The organism is Methylomonas sp. PHL2-19 (assembly GCF_059331595.1).
The window spans coordinates 281330-299091 of the sequence record NZ_CP196839.1 but is presented as its reverse complement, the minus strand read 5'-3'; the positions used below and the strand labels follow the sequence as shown (position 1 = coordinate 299091).

12 protein-coding genes and 1 pseudogene are annotated in these 17762 nt (G+C 41.3%); 10 read left to right on the top strand and 3 right to left on the bottom strand.

All coding sequences use genetic code 11. From position 1 onward, the window contains the following. The first annotated feature begins 99 nt into the window (after nucleotides 1–99). The 9 genes from ACR02O_RS01410 to ACR02O_RS01370 all read left to right on the top strand — a co-directional run bounded on the left by ACR02O_RS01410 (nucleotide 100) and on the right by ACR02O_RS01370 (nucleotide 9753). Entirely contained in the window at nucleotides 100–1413 is a 1314-nt protein-coding gene (locus tag ACR02O_RS01410) for an oligosaccharide flippase family protein (RefSeq protein WP_494522635.1), read from the top strand. 120 nt (nucleotides 1414–1533) lie between these two features. Next, on the top strand, nucleotides 1534–2358 hold the full coding sequence (locus tag ACR02O_RS01405; RefSeq protein ID WP_494522634.1) for an acyltransferase: 825 nt from the start codon (nucleotides 1534–1536) through the stop codon (nucleotides 2356–2358). After that, a complete protein-coding gene (locus tag ACR02O_RS01400) occupies nucleotides 2358–3272 on the top strand; it encodes an NAD-dependent epimerase/dehydratase family protein (RefSeq protein WP_494522633.1) in 915 nt (304 codons plus the stop codon). The genes ACR02O_RS01405 and ACR02O_RS01400 overlap by 1 nt, the downstream gene beginning before the upstream one ends. Further along, nucleotides 3263–4432 carry a glycosyltransferase family 4 protein gene (locus tag ACR02O_RS01395; protein WP_494522632.1) on the top strand — a complete coding sequence of 390 codons (1170 nt, stop codon included), beginning with the start codon at nucleotides 3263–3265 and terminating at the stop codon, nucleotides 4430–4432. The genes ACR02O_RS01400 and ACR02O_RS01395 overlap by 10 nt, the downstream gene beginning before the upstream one ends. Before the next feature lie 186 nt (nucleotides 4433–4618). Next, nucleotides 4619–5854, top strand: coding sequence for a hypothetical protein (locus tag ACR02O_RS01390; RefSeq protein WP_494522631.1), 1236 nt, complete (start codon nucleotides 4619–4621; stop codon nucleotides 5852–5854). Further along, the gene (locus ACR02O_RS01385) at nucleotides 5847–7001 is read left to right on the top strand and encodes a glycosyltransferase (RefSeq protein ID WP_494522630.1); all 1155 of its coding nucleotides are present in this window, start codon (nucleotides 5847–5849) and stop codon (nucleotides 6999–7001) included. Before ACR02O_RS01390 ends, ACR02O_RS01385 begins: the two co-directional genes overlap by 8 nt. Before the next feature lie 89 nt (nucleotides 7002–7090). Beyond that, nucleotides 7091–8266: a glycosyltransferase gene (locus ACR02O_RS01380; RefSeq protein ID WP_494522629.1), complete on the top strand. Its 1176-nt coding sequence runs from the start codon at nucleotides 7091–7093 to the stop codon at nucleotides 8264–8266. Then, nucleotides 8244–8843, top strand: a complete 600-nt coding sequence (locus tag ACR02O_RS01375) for an LbetaH domain-containing protein (RefSeq protein ID WP_494522628.1) — start codon at nucleotides 8244–8246, stop codon at nucleotides 8841–8843. The genes ACR02O_RS01380 and ACR02O_RS01375 overlap by 23 nt, the downstream gene beginning before the upstream one ends. Then, nucleotides 8836–9753 (top strand): glycosyltransferase family 2 protein, encoded by a 918-nt coding sequence (locus tag ACR02O_RS01370; protein WP_494522627.1) that lies wholly within the window; start codon nucleotides 8836–8838, stop codon nucleotides 9751–9753. Before ACR02O_RS01375 ends, ACR02O_RS01370 begins: the two co-directional genes overlap by 8 nt. A gap of 168 nt (nucleotides 9754–9921) precedes the next feature. Here ACR02O_RS01370 and ACR02O_RS01365 read toward each other — a convergent pair whose 3' ends face one another. Continuing rightward, nucleotides 9922–12009: a right-handed parallel beta-helix repeat-containing protein gene (locus ACR02O_RS01365; protein WP_494522626.1), complete on the bottom strand. Its 2088-nt coding sequence runs from the start codon at nucleotides 12007–12009 to the stop codon at nucleotides 9922–9924. A gap of 486 nt (nucleotides 12010–12495) precedes the next feature. Here ACR02O_RS01365 and ACR02O_RS01360 point away from each other — a divergent pair, with 486 nt between their 5' ends. Continuing rightward, complete coding sequence (locus ACR02O_RS01360) at nucleotides 12496–13725, top strand: glycosyltransferase WbuB (protein WP_494522625.1); 1230 nt, start codon at nucleotides 12496–12498, stop codon at nucleotides 13723–13725. Between the two features lie 290 nt (nucleotides 13726–14015). On the opposite strand, the pseudogene ACR02O_RS01355 reads toward ACR02O_RS01360, so the two are convergent. Continuing rightward, nucleotides 14016–15130 (bottom strand): annotated as a pseudogene (locus ACR02O_RS01355) (IS5 family transposase). Between the two features lie 235 nt (nucleotides 15131–15365). Beyond that, nucleotides 15366–17477 carry a right-handed parallel beta-helix repeat-containing protein gene (locus ACR02O_RS01350; protein WP_494522624.1) on the bottom strand — a complete coding sequence of 704 codons (2112 nt, stop codon included), beginning with the start codon at nucleotides 17475–17477 and terminating at the stop codon, nucleotides 15366–15368. Nucleotides 17478–17762: the final 285 nt, after the last annotated feature.

Genomic DNA, 17762 nt, shown 5'->3' with positions numbered 1-17762 from the left:
CTTGTCAATATATAGGGTGGCATTTAAGCTGTAGTGTTTTAATTTTCTAAATCAGTATGATGATTTTTTAATATATTAATGCGGAGTTATAAAAAGTCAGTGTTAGAAAGTAAAGGGCAGGAAAGGAAGAAAAAAATCATTAAAACTGCTTGGTCAGGACTTGCTGCCAGAATAGTGACAATGGGGGTTTCTCTTGCGATAGTTCCGCTGACTGTGCATTATTTGGGTAAAGAACAATACGGTGTTTGGGTGGCTGTTTCATCCATGGTATCGATGTTGGGGTTTATGGATGGAGGTGCGGGAAATGCGGTTCTAAATATGATTGCTCATGCAAGTGCTGAGAACAGGGATGAAGTTCCCAAAATTGTATCTACCGCATTTTTTAGTTTAATGGCGGTTGCGTTAATTGGTTGTTTATTATTTCTGGGTGTATTGCCTTTTATTTCTTGGGGTAAAGTACTGGGAATATCCGATTCGGTATCATTATCCGACCTAAATGCTGTTGTATTGATAGTTGGCGTGTTTTTCTTTGTGAATATATTTATCACGTTAGTGGGTAAAGTACAAAGAGGCCTCCAAGAAGGAAATTTGGATAATTTCTGGAATGCTACGGCGTCATTACTATCGCTTCTATTTGTGTACCTGGCCATTCAGCGGGATACAGGGTTGCTGGGTTTTGTCATTGCATTTCTTGCCGGACCTTTTTTGGCTTATTTCATTAGTAATATTCACTACTTATTTATCAGCAGGCGATATTTGCGCCCTCGTTTTAGCAATATTCAGGGATCAATTGCAAAACATTTATTTGCTGTTGGTGGCTTGTTTTTTGTATTGCAAATTGCCGCCGTCATCCAAGGGCAGGCCGATAATGTCATTATCGCCAATATGCTGGGGCCAGCTGAAGTCACTACTTACTCAATATGCATGAAATTATTTTTGATTCCTCCCATGCTGTTTGGATTGGTGTTCACCCCTTTATGGCCAGCCTACCGGGAAGCGTTTGCTAATGGTGATATGCAGTGGGTAAAACGTATATTTTTAAAATCCATACGCTGGTCACTTCTCGTTAGCATACCTTCGGCCCTTATTTTAGTATGGCTGGGTGAAATGATTATTGATCTTTGGGTGGGGCATGATACGACACCGTCTATGATTTTATTAGTTGGTTGTGGAATATGGTTGGTGTTCTCTACCGTTGGGGGAGCAATTGCTGTTTTACTAAACGGTTTGCAATTAGTTAAATCCCAATTGATAGTGGCGGTGTCGACCGGAGTTATGAATGTATCTATTACTGTATTGTTAATACCTAAAATTGGATCTGCAGGTGCTGTTTTTGGTTCGGTAATAGCTTATTTTCTTTGCGCGATTTTACCTTTTTTCTTCATCATAAAAAAATTATTAAAAAGCGTTTAGCCGGTAGATAAAAAATCTATATTATAATTACTAAATCTGATGAAATAAGGCTTCGACAAAAATGGATTTTTACTGGCGTTCTATAAGATAGTTTTTTGTAAATAATCTTGGTTTTCAGATATGTGCAAGAAACATTCGGCTAATAATAAAAATTATCAAGTCGGTGTGGTGTTTGCTGATAAATTGAGAAATAATGGAAAAGGTATGATGAGGATAATTAAAAAAATACTGAGCTTTTTTTATTACAGATTTCAGCCGTATTTGCCAATCACTTTACATTGGCGGATTATATCCATTTTGGCGGGTAAGTGCCTAAAGGGAAATGGCGTGTACATCCATCCATCTGCACAGATGATAGGTGCAACCAATATCTCTATAGGTAGTAATTCAAGTGTAGGTGAGAGATGCTGGTTAAATGTAAATCAACGGATAAAAGATGGATTTAATATTAAAATCGGAGAGAATTGCTTTATTGGGCGGGGTAATTTCTTTAGTGCAGGTAGTCAAATAACTATTTCAGATTATTCCCTGACAGCAATTGATTGCAAATTTATTTGCGCAAATCATCGTTTTGATGACCCGCTCAAACCATATTTGTCGAGCGGAGTGACTACGGACGATTCTATTTATGTGGGCGTGAATTGTTTTTTTGGTGCGGGAGCGGTAGTGATTGGCAATGTAACTATTGGGCATGGTTCTGTTATTGGTGCTAATGCGTTGGTGACCAAAGACATCCCACCATTCAGTGTTGTCGTTGGTAGTCCGGCCAAGGTAATACGGAGGTACAGTTTTGAAAAGCAAGCCTGGATTAATGCCAGTATTGTGACTGAATCTGACTTGGTAAATAATCCCGACGAAACAACTTATCTCGCATCACTCAAGAAGACACATCCTAAAATAGTTATGCCGTTGCCTGCGGCCGGCTCGAGTTTCGGAAATATCTAATGGAGAAGGCAGTGACAGTTTTAATTACCGGGGCAGCTGGTTTCATTGGTCGCCATGTCGCCGCAGAGTACGCCAAGCAAGGTAAGCGTGTAATCGGAATGGGGCGTGGAGATTGGGAAAACTGGCGGGAATATGGTATTTCAGAGTGGCGTAGCTGTGAACTGACACTTGAGGCTCTTATTCAGTGGGGTATTGCACCAGATGTCATTGTGCATTGCGCTGGTGGTTCTTCCGTAGGGATATCGGTTGAAAAGCCGGCCCTCGATTTTGATTTAACTGTTCGCGCAACTTCAGATGTTCTTGAATATATTCGGGTGCATTCGCCTTCGACCCGCTTGGTTTATCCTTCCAGTGCGGCAGTATATGGGCAAGTCAAAACTTTACCAATTACAGAGGATGCGGCGCAGAAACCGGTATCGCCTTATGGTGTACATAAGCAGATGGCCGAAATTTTATGCAAACTCTATGCTCAGCAATTTAATTTATCGATTTCTATCGTGCGTCTGTTTTCCATATATGGGCCAGGCTTGCGCAAGCAATTACTTTGGGACGCATGTCGAAAGTTCGAAAATGGCGAAAATGTTTTTTTTGGAACGGGCGAAGAGATACGGGATTGGTTGCATGTGGAGGATGTGGCGAAACTGATGGTAATCGCAGCGCAAAGTGCTACTCAAGATTGTTTGATCATTAATGCCGGCGCCGGACAAGGTGTATTGGTGAAGGATATTTTGGAATATGTAGGCGATCAATTTGGGGTGAATGTAAAACCCACCTTTTCATCCCGGCCTAAAGCCGGTGATCCCAACGCCTATGTGGCGGATATTTCAAAGGCTCGCGCGTTGCATTGGGAGCCTAAAATTAACTGGTGCGAAGGCGTTTCTACTTATGTCGATTGGTATAAAACATGTCAGTAATTCGCGTCGGATTTATTTTTGAGGTATTTGATAGCCGGTGGACTGGTGGCGTAAATTACTATATTAATTTAATAAGAACTATACAAACCATGCGCGATTCACGCATTGAGATTGTAATTTTTACCGGGCAGAGCATTGATTTACATGGTCTTGAGAAATACGCTCAAGTGGTGCGCAGTAGCATTTTTGATAAAGGAAGTTTTCCAAGAAATATCAGAAAAATAATGCAGCGGCTTTTAGGAAGAGATTTATTCTTTTACCAGTTACTCAAACAATACAAAATCGATTGTGTGTCCCACACTGAAAGTCTATGGAAAACTTGCCCAATTCCTGCGTTGCCGTGGATACCGGATTTTCAGCATAAGAGGTTGCCAAATTTTTTTGATGCCAAAGAAATCGCAAGAAGAGATAGTTTGCATACTAACTTGCTAGAATCAGAAAGATCGATTTTGCTAAGTAGCTACAGTGCAGCAGAAGATCTAAAGCGTTTTTATCCAGATGCGGATATAGATGTGAATATACTTCAATTTGTATCTAGCCCACCTGTTGATTGGCAGCCGCAAGAAAAAAGCCAATTGCAGCAGTTATATCAGTTACCGGAACACTGGTTTCACGTGCCCAACCAATTGTGGGTACACAAGAACCATTTAATTGTCATTGAGGCACTGAGTCGCCTAAAGACTCGCGGGATTGAACCGACAGTGGTGTGTACCGGTAATACTGTTGATTTTCGAAATCCTGACCACTTTCAGTTGCTTACAAAAAAAGTTGAGGCGTTGGGGTTGGAGAATTCTTTTCGTATACTGGGGTCCATTCCATACGACGATATGCTGGGGTTGATGTATCACGCCGTGGCGGTGATTAACCCGTCATTATTTGAGGGATGGAGTACAACGGTAGAAGAATCAAAATCAATGGGCAAGAATATTTTGCTATCCGAAATTGATGTGCATATAGAGCAATCGCCTAAACGTAGCCATTACTTTGGCCCTGATGATTCGGCTGAATTGGCTGATCTGATCGAACAGGTTCTCGATAATTATGATCCTGAAGAAGAACAAAAACAGATGCTTTTGGCAAAGAATGAGGAAATCGAACGCCGGCAAGGATTTGCTAGGGCCTATCAGGAAATCATTGTTAAATTGACGACAAAGGTCTAATTCAACACGGCATGATACTGAGAATGTCAAAAAAGATTGGCTTGATTAAAGCTGTCGTTTTTGCATTTTGCGTAGATTATATAGGCACCCGATGTATTTAAAAGTTGGGGGATGCTAGCGACAATCCTTAAGATGTCAGATTAAGACGCTGTGATATTAAAATTTTGAATAAGGCTTAAGAGTTAGATGGAAACTGAAAGTTACCCTACAGACACTAGTTATGCCAAAAATAAAACATTGCTGTTGCTATTGGTTTTATTGTGTTTTCCTTTTATTCAATTAGGCCTTTCATTTTATGTTTCATTTCAGATTCTGGCGTTCACTCTGGTTTTGTTTATTATACCGATAAGAAACTTTTTGCAGTTTGCACCTGTCGGTATTATTCTTTTTGCAATCATGTGTTTGCCGGTGCTTTTTTCCCTAAACTCGGGTTATGCGGAGCATGATTTTTTAAAAACGGCCAGGGAGTTTTTTTGCTATTCTGCAATATATGCTATGGTTAATTGCGGATCTAATATATTTGAAAGTATTAAGCTCAGGCCTGTTCTCAAAAAAATCGTCCCTGTTTTATTAATATCGTTATTAGGCATGACTATCGTTCAAACTATTTTTTTGAAGCGAGGTGTTTATTTTACTGTGCCGTACGAGTTGTTTATTACAAATTATGCGACGCTACCAGAGGCGCTTGATTTAATTTATTCGCGTATTCGGCCTGCGGCGACTTTTGGTGAGCCTTCTTATTTGGGGTTTGTATTAAGTTCGCTATTGGTTATTGTACTAAAGGCATACGAGAAATCATGGTTTAAAAATGGCATGATTCTTTGTGTTTTGGTAACAGTATACTTATGTATGTCTGCCTCCGGACAGTTTGCTGTATTCTTGTTGCTATTGACCAATTTTATGCAGTCAGATGTTAAGGCGGGTAATAAAATATTACTGCTTTCCGCTGGAGGTTTAGTTCTAATTGTAAGTTGGGCTGCTTTTTCATCATTTTCAACTGTTGAAAGATTTTCGAATATCTTCGATAAAAAGAAAGAAGCATCAGGCTATTATCGCTTGGCGGCGCCCGCTGGAGTGGTTGGTCAAGTGTTATTAAACAGCCCTATTGGGGTAACGAATAGCGAGCTAGGTAAGTTTATTGTTTCGACGAAAGAGATGTCACGGCGTGATTTATTTGGTGCGTTATCTACTGGTTTCTATAATTTGTTTATAAATTATGGCGTTTCAGGTTTTTTGCTCATGGGATTATTACTCAGGCCGCTATGGAAAGATTGGTTGCTAATGGTTTATTTATCACTATCTACATTTTTTAATGGTGCATTCTTGGCATTTGACAAGTCTTCTATTGTTGTAGCTTCGCTTTGTATGGCTTTCTATTTTTCTTCGGAATTGAAAAACAAGTCTATAAAAAAAAATGTATAACAGAATATTGTTAGTCGCGGCTTATAGTCCGCTTGGTAAATCATCCTTGGCTCATTTGGGGGCGTCAAAAAAAATTGAAAGTGTAATAAGAATACTGCATGGTTTGAATAAAAATGTTGTTTTAATCAATACTGCTCATAATTTGGAAGAATTTAGTAAATGTTCAGTAAAAAGAGAGTTTGTTGGTGGCATCAAAGTAATCGTTATTACTCCTTTTACTATACCGAATAGAAAATTCGGCAAGCTTTTTAATTTGCTTTTTGCCGGGTGGTATGCAACGCAACTATGTAAGTCAACTAAACATTTTTTGCTTTGGTGCTACAACGGTTATGCCTTTGAGTGCTTGTTTGCGTTATTAATGCCTAAACGCCACGATATTGTAATTGAAGTCGAAGATCTCCCTTTTTCTCGTAAGAACGGATTCTTAGATATTAAAAATAAATTAGACAGTTTTCTGCTACTCAGGCTATCAAAGATTGTTCGCTTAATTACTTGTGTAAACAAGGATGTTGCAGATTATTTTTCGGTCGTTCCAGCAGAAAAAATTCTCTTTCCATCCGTAATATCCAAGCAATTATCTAGTCAAGAATTTGACAAGCCGTTTGTGAATAAAGCTCGTATAATCGGGTATTTTGGCGGATTAAACGTAGAAAAAGGCGCAGATACAATTCTTGAGTTAGTAACTGACTTGCCTGTTGGTTGGAAAGTAGTTGTAACTGGAAATGGGGGCTTGGCCGAAAAGTTTGATGTGTTGGCCAAGGCGATGCCTGAAAAATTGACTTTTGGACATAATGTTTCGGAAGTTGAGCTTTATGAACTTATGAATCAATGCGATGTATTAGTTAATCCACACAAATCCATTGGTGACATGGGAAATGGCATATTCCCGTTTAAGGTTTATGAATATATTTTTACTCGTCGGCTAGTTTTGACTACGGAATTGCCGAAAGAATCTTTAGTTATCAATTCGGCACTTGTTTTTTTTGATGGCTCAGTTGGATCATTAAAAGACACTCTAATTCGGGCGGAACAGTTGTATATTGAAAAAAGGGCTGCAATCGATAACGCCGCTGACTTTATAACAGAAAACTATACCGAGAATGGTTTCAGCCAGACAATAAAGACAATGTTAGCAAAACTTGGGTAGCCATTGACGAAGTCTTTATTATTTAGGTTTTATTAGATCTAAGTTTTCCCGCGTTCAGTACTTAATCCATATATAAGTCAACTTTAGTGATGAAAATATTACATATAATTCGCTCAGTTAATCCCGAAGGTGGTGGACCAATCGAAGGGGTGTTGCAATTAGCAAGGGTTAACACGAAGCGTGGAAATACAATTGAAATTCTGAGCTTAGACAGCCCTAGTGCTCCGTATATTAGCGAATGCCCTCTCAAAGTCTACCCAATGGGGCCGGCGTGGGGTAAGTATGGATACACTTCTAAGATTAAGCCCTGGTTGGCCATTCATGCGGCGGATTATGACGTTTTTGTTATCAATGGCATCTGGCAGTATCACAGTTTTGCTGCTCATAGCGTATTAAAGCGCTTAAATATGCCATATGTGCTATTTACCCATGGTATGCTCGATCCCTGGTTTAAACATCGTTATCCCTTGAAGCATTTTAAGAAATGGTTGTATTGGTTTTGGGGCGAGTATCCAGTACTTCGCGATGCTAGCAAGGTGTTATTTACTAGCGTTGAAGAGATGATTCTTGCTCGGCAATCATTCTCAATGTATCAGTGTAACGAACAGGTTGTTAATTATGGCACAGCCGGTCATAGCGGCAATACTCAGGAGCAGTCTCGCTTATTTCTTGAGCATTTTCCTGAATTGCAAGGTAAGCGCTTCTTGCTATTTTTAAGTCGTATCCACCCAAAAAAAGGTGTTGATTTATTGATGGAGGCGTTTTCTCGAGCCAGCAAGAGTCAATCTGATCTGCACCTAGTCATTGCCGGACCTGATCAAGTCGGATGGAAGGAAGAGTTAGTGAACTTGGCACGATTACATGGTATTTCAGGCAAAATTACTTGGACTGGGATGCTTAAAGGTGATTTGAAATGGGGCGGCTATCATAATGCTGATGCATTCATATTGCCTTCCCACCAGGAGAACTTTGGCATCGTAGTTGCCGAAGCCTTGTCTTGTGCGGTACCTGTGTTAATTAGCAATAAAGTTAATATCTGGCGTGAAATTGTTGATGATAATGCAGGGCTAATGGCGGAAGATACTGTAGATGGTTGTGAAAAATTAATTAAAGGTTGGCTGCAATTAACTAATAATGAACAAGCTGAAATGCGTCGGAATGCTTTGCGTAGTTTTACTAATCGATTTGAAATAACCCAAGCAGCGAGTGGATTGCTGGCTGTATTGGAAAGCGTAGTGGGCCGTGAATGCCAAGATCATGATTAATAAGAGCGAAGTATCAGATATAGTCAGAAAGTCGCGTCTAACGGGTGCAAGTTTTTCGTTAAAAAACCGTATTATGCGTGTTGGATGGGATTTAGCCTATTTACTGCTGTTTCGTTTTACGCCCCGACTAGGTCATGGTTGGAGAGTGTTCGTATTGCGTTGTTTTGGCGCCAAAATTGGCAAGTATTGTCATGTCTACCCTAAAGTTAAAATATGGGCTCCTTGGAATTTGGAAATGCACGATTATGCCTGCCTTGCCGATAACGTCATTTGCTATTCTCAAGCTAAAGTTTGTGTGGCGGAGCGAGCGATTGTTTCCCAAGGAGCGCATTTGTGTACCGGCTCTCACGATTATAATGATCCTGAATTTTCGTTATTTGCCAGGCCGATCATTATCGGAAAGGATGCGTGGGTTTGCGCAGAAGCTTTTGTAGGGCCAGGTGTCTTTATTGGTGAAGGTGCAGTTCTTGGGGCCAGGGCGGTAACTTTTAGAAACCTAGATGCTTGGCAGGTGTACAGCGGCAATCCTGCGGAGATCATTAAAACTCGCCAAATTAGAGCCAAAACTCATGAATAAGCCGGAAATCTCCGTTGTCATATTGACATACAACGAAGAGTTACATATTGAACGTTGTATCAAGAATGTGTTGCCGATTGCTAAGGATATATTTGTAGTTGACTCTTTCTCTAACGATAGTACCTTACAAATCGTTGAGAGATTGGGGGTTAAGGTTCTACAAAACCCGTTTGTAAATCAAGCACAACAGTTTCAATGGGCCCTCGACAATTGTCCAATAGAAACCAATTGGGTTATGCGGATGGATGCGGATGAGTACCTTGAGCCTCTGTTAATAGAAGAAATCATAAGAAAGTTTCCGACTTTGGAAGATAATGTTGGTGGGGTTTATCTAAAACGAAAGCATCATTTTTTGGGGAGATGGATTAAGCATGGTGATCGTTATCCAGTAGTGTTGCTACGCATTTGGAGGAATGGTCAGGCTCATATTGAAAATCGTTGGATGGATGAGCATATTGTCCTTGATTCGGGCGATTCCGTTATTTTTGATGGCGACTTCGTTGACGATAATTTAAATAGTGTTGAATGGTTTATTGCTAAACATAATCGCTATGCCAGTCGTGAAATGATTGAAATTCTCAATCAAAAATATAATTTATTCTCGCGAGAAGTGTCAATTGCTGAGGTTGACAGTGGGCAAGCGAAAATTAAGAGAGTAGTTAAGGATGTTATATATAACAAATTACCGTTGTTTGTGAGGCCAATGCTTTATTTTATTTATCGGTATTTTTTGCGGCTAGGTTTCCGAGATGGAAAAGAGGGTTTTGCTTACCATTTCATGCAAGGTTTGTGGTATCGCTGTCTGGTTGATCTAAAATGTTTAGAGGCCGAAAAAGTTTTATCTGGCGCTAGCACGAGAGAGCAAAAAGTCGCTCTGCTTATTAAGTTGACTGGATTAAGGTTAGAGTAGTATAAAATTGACTACGGCATGAGTTTTTCAATATAGTATGAAAATTAATTTTCTGTTCTTTAGTTAGTGGAAAACTATTATAGTAATTAGAGTAACTTCTGCTATATGTTGTTTAAAAATATTATTATTTTAATAGTCAAAGGGGCGTTGTCGAAATATTTGAATATATTATCGCAATATGCCTATATCGGCTGGCAAGGGATTGAATCCTATCTCCCTTATAGGTGAGTTATTGCAGGGGATTAGTTTATTGTTGGTGATCCTTATACAAGGATCGTCCATAAAGCTATATTTCTCAACGCCTTCCGCAATCCATTCTTGCCATGATGCTCCACGAGCGCTTTTGTTCGACTCTAGCACCTTGTAATCAATTACAAGCTTGCCGCTTGTAGACCAAATCATGTTATTCTTCACCACAATGGAATCCTTGGGTGCGGTGTAAAAAAGCGATCTGCCGTTTGGGTTAGTGGTGACAATAATATTGCGTTCTATTATGTTTCCTTCGGGCCATATTTTGTTCTTCATAGGTATGGATAACTCAGGATATTTCTTTTGCCAGATCGGTGTTTTGTATGGCGAGGCGTCAAGCTTTTTTTGGTTAATACTCCAATCATAATTTGGATTGCGAGCATCTAAATATATAGCATAATCTCCAGTTTTAAAGTAGTTATTCACTATTTTATTTTCACGTCCGCCGCCAATCTGCACTGATAAGAATCCCGCATTTTCAAATATATTTCCATTGACTTCGAAACCGCTGGCGCCATCGTCTAGGTAAACCCCAACCGCCCCTCCAGGGGAGTAGATGGCTTGATTCTTTGCTAGGTCAACTTGTTTCATGCCGTAGCCGATAATGTCATGTATGTAGTTATTGCGAATAATATTTCCACGGGCCGACCAATCTCGTCCTGCGTATACTGAGCCACAATCTGAAGCTTGCAGGCAAAAATGATGTATTTCATTTTTTTCAATTAAATGCTCATTACCTGCAATTAAGATTGCCGATCCTGCGCCTTGTTCAATCAAGTTGTGTGAAGCTTCGATGCCAACACCGGAAAGTCCTATGGCTGGTGTGTATGTAAGTATTGTTGTAGAAATATGATGGATATTATTATTGCTAATAATATGTCCAGAATGATCTAGTATTGCTCTGTTGCCTCCAAAAACATCAACCCCATTGGCTCCAGTATGGTGGATCTTGCTATTCCTGAGCTGAACATTATGCCCGCCAACTATTTCTACACCTTTTCCTCCAATATTATTTATATCTAATTGATCCAATAATACATTATCGGACTCTTTTATTTTAATAGCTGTTTCGGTGCTGTGTTGAAAGCTAATATTTTTGAAGATTAAGTTTTTTGCATCATTGATAATTAGCACATTTGCTAAAGATGAAACTATGATTTGTGACGGTGGCGTCTGGGAGGGCGGTGCAAAGCTGATTTTTTTATTGGATGCGTCATATATCCATTCGCCAGGCGAGTCTAACAGAGACGGCGTGTTTTGTATGTAGAAGCGTCTGCCACTAGACAACGGAAAAGCTGTTGGCGACGCTAGTTTGATAGTGTTTGTGGAATAGTCTATTGAATCGATACCTAAGTATTCGTCATACCAATCATTGCCGGCAAATATGTGTATTTGAGCAGAGTTAGTCTCACTGGATAGTGATGGTAATGTTTGTAAGGCTGAAAATTGTGTATTGTTGTCAACTGGGCTTTTAATATGTGCCCAGTCATTATCAGGCCAACGAGCTAATTGGAGTCGTTTGTCATCTACAAATAACTCAAATTTTGGTGAGTTACCTTTAATGCGTGCGGGATCAAAAAACATCGTATTAATGGGGGGCTCAGTAATGGGGCAATCCCAAAAAAAATCATCACGTATTGTACAATTAACGTTTAAGCCGGCGCTTATGGTTACACGGGTGTCTGGTGCTCCCTGCCATAATATTTCCCTGTTAGGTAAGCCAGAGTCTAGTAAATTAAAATAGAGTGGCTGACTTATAAAATAATGTCCAGTAGCTATGTTGACGCTAATTTTTTCATTAAATTTATTTGTTTGTTTAAGGAGTCTGATGGCAGATTTAGCTCGCTCAAGTGTCTTAAAGGGGCCATCGGATAAATTTGCGTTCGGCTCTTTTAATGTGCCGCTCCATGAGTCGTCACCAATTTGGTTTACATAAAGATCGGTTGCAATGGTTTTTGTGGTAAAGCACGAACTTGCAATCATCAAAAATATTTTTAGGTAGTTCATATGGTTTGCCTACAGTGTAAATTTTCAATATATTTTAACTCATCTTGTTAAGTTCGAGCTAATTCTAGTGATCCCAGTTAAAATAATCGTATAATTTAGCATGTTGATGGAGGCTAGTGTTTTTTAGTCAGTATTTCCTGTGTATTGTATCGTTAAGGTTGGCTATATGGCTAAATATATCCTGCTTTCAATTGAGATAGCTGCTGCCTGGGGGGGTGGTCTTTAAAGTGTCGGGTATTGTGTTTTTTTGGAGGGCTGGTGACTGCAGTTATTAAACAATATCCCCCGATATTTTAGTATATATTTTTTCGGCACAAAATCTTGTTTTTTTTAGAAAAAATGTTCTTCGTAGCTGTCTTTTTCTTATTCAGTCCTGTTTAATTTAGTGATATGATCGAGTTTGCGCAAGCTATTTTAAAGCTTATCTCGAAAAATAAATTATTTATAGTGAGTGTTGTTATTTTTAATTAACGGTTTTAATAAATAATGAAAATCCTTCTCTATGGCATAAATTATGCGCCAGAATTAACTGGCATAGGTAAATATTCAGGTGAGATGTGCGAGTGGCTAGTCGATAACGGGCATGAAGTTCGCGTTGTCTGCGCTCCGCCATATTATCCTGAATGGAAAATCGCCGATGGTTATTCAAGTTGGCGATATACCTCGGAAGTGCGTAAAGGAGTGATGATAAATCGCTGCCCCCTGTTCGTACCTAAGCAACCGCGCACACTCAGTAGGCTAGTACATTTATTGAGTTTTGCGCTTTCTAGCTTACCGGTAATTTTTAAGCAATGGTGCTGGAAGCCAGATGCTGTAATTTGTATAGAGCCGACTTTTTTTTGTGCTCCTGCCGCCCTATTGTTTAGTAAGGTGCGCGGATGTGAATCTATGTTACATATTCAGGATTTTGAGTTGGATGCTATGTTAGGGCTCGGATTAGGTGGAGGTGGCGTGGCTGGAGTCTGCAAAGTAATCGAACGGCGGTTGATGCGCGGTTTTGATATTGTTTCTAGTATTTCATATAGCATGTTAAGCAATGCGGAGCAAAAAACTGAACAACCTGAGAAACTTTTTTATTTTCCAAATTGGGTTGATACAGTGTTTTTGAGTCCTGATGCCGATGCTAGCCTATTCAGGCGTCGTTGGGGAATAGATGAGTCCAAACGGGTTATACTTTATTCGGGTAATATGGGGAAAAAACAAGGATTGGAAATCCTCTTGCAAGCGGCCGAAAAATTCAAGCATGTGGGGGATGTACTTTTCGTGTTAGTTGGTGCCGGTGCAGTTCATTCAGAATTGAAGCAAATGGCTGAGCAATTAGGCCTTGATAACTTGAGATTTTATCCATTGCAGCCTTATGAGGATTTGCCCGCCTTGATGGCTTTGGCGGATGTTCATTTGGTTATTCAAAGGAGGGGGGCTGCAGATGTGGTGTTGCCGTCCAAGTTGAGTACAATTTTGGCCGTTGGTGGGCAATCCATAATAACAGCTGACTCAAATACTGAATTGGGATTGTTATGTTCAAAATACCCGGGTATAGCCCGATGCATTGAGCCAGAAAATGCTGGTGCATTGGTCGCGGAGCTAGTTGAGCTTCTCGGGACGTTATCACCAAAAGTACAAGGTAGTCACAATATGATTGCGCGACAATTCGCTATGGATAATTTAGAAAAAAATCACATATTAACTGGGCTGGTAAGGAAGTTGTCAGATTAGTTATTGCTAGTATCTGTAGTTTGGACGGTATAGGAAGGCTAAAAGAAACCGCCTGTAATCCAGCGTACAGTTAAATGGCGTATCAACCAAAGTGTAAGAGTGATTCCCGCCGCCTCTAATGCTTAACAGGCTGGTGAAAAACCCGCCGATATTTCCCCTTACCCACGATGTTCGTGATTTTTTCGAGTTGAAATCGGTCATGACATCGAGTTTCAAGCGTTTTGCCCCGGTTTCAAGGGCTTTTTATTCGCCTGAAGCCGTCTGTGGACGGTTTTCAGGCGAACTTCACCCTAGGCGGGTGCACTCCACGCCGGTTTCGGCGTGAACACCAATAGGTTGAGCATGCGCGTCAGGTTGTAGGCGGCAAAGCAAAACAAGGCCTGACCCGCGACTTTGGCTAAGCCGATGTGACGGGTTTTGCGCAGGCCGCCGACCGTTTTGACCCAGCCAAAGGCTTCTTCGACGATTTTGCGGCGCTTGAGACTTTGGGCGTAACCTTTGCCGCGCGCGGTGCGGCCGTCGACGGCACTGCCAATCTTTTTGCGGGCCACATGGGCTTTGATATCACGGGACTCGAGTCCGTTGACGAACGCCGCTTGGTCATAGCCTTTGTCGGCACTGACGCTGCCACCTTGGGGCACGCGGCGTTTGATCATTTTTTGCGCGGCTTCGATTTCGGCGGTGCCGGTGGCTTGAGTGGTTTCGACATCGACAATCAGGCCGTTGCGATTCTCGGACAAGGCATTGGTGATGTAACGCAGTTTGGCCTCGGTGTATTCGCCTTTTTTGTAAAGCCGGGCTTCGGGATCGGTCGTACTGTGGTGGGTGGCGTTGCTGCGCTTTTCGCCGCTGAAGTCGACCTCGGGATTGCGGCCGGCGGGTTTGTCCGGGCCGCTGCCGTCTTTCTTACCCAAAGGGCATAAATGACGAAGCTTTTGTGCGAGGCCCAGGCTTCAATGAGGCTACCGTCGACGCTGAAGTGTTCGTCGGACACCAGATTTTGCCATTCGGCTATGGCCAGTACCCGCTCAAAAAATTCGCGACTCAGGGCTTCGGACAGCAGGCGTTCGCGGTTGGCACTGAACACTGTGCGTTCCCACACGGCGTCGTCGATGCCCAGACCGACAAACCAGCGAAACAACAGGTTGTAGTCCAGTTGTTCCATCAACTGACGCTCACTGCGAACGGTGTACAGCACTTGCAACAGCAAGGCGCGCAGCAGTTTTTCAGGGGCAATCGAGGGACGGCCTGTGTGCGAGTAACGCTCGGCAAAGACGGCATCCATTGAGGCCAATACGCCATCAACCAGTAGCCGTAAACGACGCAACGGATGCTGTTTGGGAATACGGTCTTCCAGGCTAACATAGCTGAACCAGCTGTTTTGAATGGCATCGTGTCCGCGCATTGAAAGGCTCCAAATTTAGGTAGCCTATTTTAACAGTTGGCCGCTCATCTATGCCTTAGCTTACTTGGCTTTTCGAGTTTTTCACCAGCCTGTTATGTCTTAATTGAACTTAACCTTTTTGGCTTCTACCGATGAATTTTATTCCTGACTTTTTCATCGGTTTTGTGGGCTTTGACCTCGCTCACTATGCCAACTAGGTTATTAAATTAGTTTAAGCTTTATTGGTACCAGTTAGTTATTTTCGTAGTCCAATGTCAGTAGGTATATCTTGAAAGCCTATTTTATATATTGGAGAATTTGCGCACATTATATTTAACTTACTATTTGAAATCGTTGCGCAGGGATCGCCGAACGAGCTGTTAGTTTCAAAGCCTTGGGTTAACCAGTTTTCCCATGATCCGCCACGCAATACTTTGCCGGTATCCAAAATATTGTAATCGACCCAGATGTAGTTTTTAGCGTGCCAAACTAAGTTGTCGCTGATGGTATTGCTTTGCTTTGGCAACGAGTATTGAAAGGTTTGTCCTGCTGCTGTTGTGGCTATAATGACATTTCGTCGTATAGTGTTGCCTTCAGGCCACGTGTCATTATGCATCGGCAAAGTCAGTTCAGGATACTTTTCCTGCCATATATCGGTTTCAATAGGCATTGTTGTTAGGCTTTCTCTTTGTTTAGACCAATCATAAAATTGGCTGCGAGCATCTACAAGTATCCCATATTTATCAGTGAAAATTATATTATTTTCTATAGTAGTATCGCGGCCGCCGCCAAGCTGTATACCGCTGAGACCTATGTTTGAGATAATATTTCCAAATACCGTGAATCCACTGACACCATCATCAAGATAAATGCCGCGAGCACCGCTGTTAATATATTGGATAATATTCTTGGAAATATCCATGGTCTGGCCGTTAAGCGCATAGCCGGAGATATCGTGGACATAGTTGTATCGAACAACGTTACCCCTATATGTCCAGTTTCTTCCCGAATATATAGCGCCACTGTCGCTAGATTGTAGGCAAATTTGCGAAATCTCGTTTTTTTCTATCAGATGGTCGTTTCCGACAACGACGATACCGTTTCCGTTTGCGTATTCCACTTTGTTGTGCGTGACTTTGGTCGCAACTCCCCCTACTTCGATAGCAGGAGAGTAGTTGAAAAGAATGGTGTCGTAGTGGTGAATATAATTATTGTCGACTAAATTGTAAGACGGCTCGAGACTAGGTCTATCACCGCCGTAGAGAAAAATTCCGCCGATTCCTAGATCATGCAGGTGATTATTTGTAATTGTCGTATGGCTACTATTCATGCCAAGAATGCCCTTGCCGCCGATATTGGCTATTTCATTGCTATCCAATAAAACAGTATCTGTGTCTGCAATTGTAATAGCTGTGTCAATGCTATATTGAAAAAACAGGTTTTTAAATCCAATATTTTTTGTTGACTCTATTTTAATTAGGTTGTTGGCGTACGGAATTACCACTTGTTTGGCTGTTATGCCTTGTGGAGGGATAAATTTAATGCGTGCATTTGCTTTGTCATAATACCACTCCGCTGGAGTATCTAGGCCAGATTCAAAGTTTTCTAGATAAAAGCGCCTACCGCTTGCCAGCTTTTGCGCAGTTTGGTTTGCTAGGAGGACTTGATTGTTGGCAAGGTCAATATCGGCTATGTCAATGTATTGATCATAGTAATCGTTGCCTGCAAATATATGTACTTGGGAGTTATTTAAATTACCGGAAATCAGGGGTATTTGTTCAAATACGCTAAACTTGGTTTGTTGATTTAGGGGGCTGCGAATATGTGCCCAATCATAATTGGGCCACCGAGCCAAATGCATTCTTTTGCCGTCTACAAAAAGTTCTACCCGAAAAACATTACTAAATATTCTATTTCCTGCGTCTTCCGGGGTTATGCTATCTAATACATTGCTGTTCAAGGAACAGTTCAATACGCTATTTGGATTTTTGGCATTAAATTGCTCACAGTTTGTGATTGGCATACCGCCTGAAATTATACTGAGTCCCTTTTCTCCCTCCCATATGATTTGTTGACCAGGTAGGCCAGAATCACGATCATCGAATTCGAGCGCAGACTGCAGTTGATAAGTTCCCTTGCCAACATGAACCGTAATCGCTTCATTAAATTTCCCCGCCGCTTTTAATTGCCGAATCGCGTTTCGGGCGCGAGTTAGGGTTTTGAAGGGACCTGTTTTCGTCCAAAAATTGACGCTAGGGGACAGGCCATTCAGCTTGTCGCTGCCCGAGGGTGACACATAGAAATCCTTTGCCGCCGCTGCCGAGCAGAACGTCGCGAAGGTTAGGGTAATGACAAGTTTAATAAACATAGTTTTCTCCTTTTATTAACTCATGCTCCAATAGCCTGACAGACCACGGAATACAGTCAGCTAATTCAGTTAATATATGAGGGGTAGTGTTCCGGTCCTTGGTTACGAAGATACTTGGAAATTGTTTCAGAATTGGGTCAACTGCGGGCCATTCCATTCAGTCTGCATCGCCAACACGAAATCAATATTAGCAGGTCTTTTCAATAACGAAATGCGGAACCTCTTCAATAACGCTTTTTCAACCGCAGTCAGGTTTTGATAATTTTTTGACGAGCCAATTTGGTG

What these genes read in the sequence shown, in the direction of transcription:
- ACR02O_RS01370 (WP_494522627.1), top strand. Translation starts at nt 8,836, where the DNA reads ATGAATAAGCCGGAAATCTCCGTTGTCATATTGACATACAACGAAGAG.
- ACR02O_RS01395 (WP_494522632.1), top strand. Translation starts at nt 3,263, where the DNA reads ATGTCAGTAATTCGCGTCGGATTTATTTTTGAGGTATTTGATAGCCGG.
- ACR02O_RS01400 (WP_494522633.1), top strand. Translation starts at nt 2,358, where the DNA reads ATGGAGAAGGCAGTGACAGTTTTAATTACCGGGGCAGCTGGTTTCATT.
- ACR02O_RS01405 (WP_494522634.1), top strand. Translation starts at nt 1,534, where the DNA reads ATGTGCAAGAAACATTCGGCTAATAATAAAAATTATCAAGTCGGTGTG.
- ACR02O_RS01360 (WP_494522625.1), top strand. Translation starts at nt 12,496, where the DNA reads ATGAAAATCCTTCTCTATGGCATAAATTATGCGCCAGAATTAACTGGC.
- ACR02O_RS01365 (WP_494522626.1), bottom strand. Translation starts at nt 12,009, where the DNA reads ATGAACTACCTAAAAATATTTTTGATGATTGCAAGTTCGTGCTTTACC.
- ACR02O_RS01390 (WP_494522631.1), top strand. Translation starts at nt 4,619, where the DNA reads ATGGAAACTGAAAGTTACCCTACAGACACTAGTTATGCCAAAAATAAA.
- ACR02O_RS01350 (WP_494522624.1), bottom strand. Translation starts at nt 17,477, where the DNA reads ATGTTTATTAAACTTGTCATTACCCTAACCTTCGCGACGTTCTGCTCG.
- ACR02O_RS01380 (WP_494522629.1), top strand. Translation starts at nt 7,091, where the DNA reads ATGAAAATATTACATATAATTCGCTCAGTTAATCCCGAAGGTGGTGGA.
- ACR02O_RS01385 (WP_494522630.1), top strand. Translation starts at nt 5,847, where the DNA reads ATGTATAACAGAATATTGTTAGTCGCGGCTTATAGTCCGCTTGGTAAA.